Annotated in this window: 1 protein-coding gene; it reads right to left on the bottom strand. The window is 76.0% G+C overall.

All coding sequences use genetic code 11. The features are described from left to right. Positions 1 to 392: NAD(P)/FAD-dependent oxidoreductase (locus BZY54_RS54470; protein WP_244217718.1), on the bottom strand; the 392-nt coding region annotated here is incomplete at both ends.

Genomic DNA, 392 nt, shown 5'->3' with positions numbered 1-392 from the left:
CGGGCCGTCAGCACTGCGACGCCGACGAGGGCCGGGCCCAGCGGGGTGACATACGCCTCCGCAGCGGATCCCCAGTGCACCTCGACGTACGACGACCACGCAGGGACCGCATAGTGGCGGCGCAGCCCGTATCGGGGTGGCGCGGCGGTCTTCATCTCCAGGCCGAGGAAACGGCGCAGCGGCGAGTGCAGGCCGTCCGCGGCGACCAGCCATCGGGCGCGCAGGCCGGTTCCGGGCACGGTCACGCTCGTGGCGTCCTGGCGTACCTCGACCACGCGCAGCGGCAGGACGGGGACCCCGGCGTCGAGGACGGCCTGGTGGAGGGCCCTGTGCAGGTCGGTGCGGCGCGCGCCGAGGCCGGGGCCGTGCCGGAACGCCGCCTGGACCCGGCG

Source organism: Streptomyces carpinensis, assembly GCF_002154505.1.
In the GTDB taxonomy this organism is placed as follows: domain Bacteria; phylum Actinomycetota; class Actinomycetes; order Streptomycetales; family Streptomycetaceae; genus Streptomyces; species Streptomyces carpinensis.
This window is presented reverse-complemented; position numbering and strand designations above follow the sequence as displayed.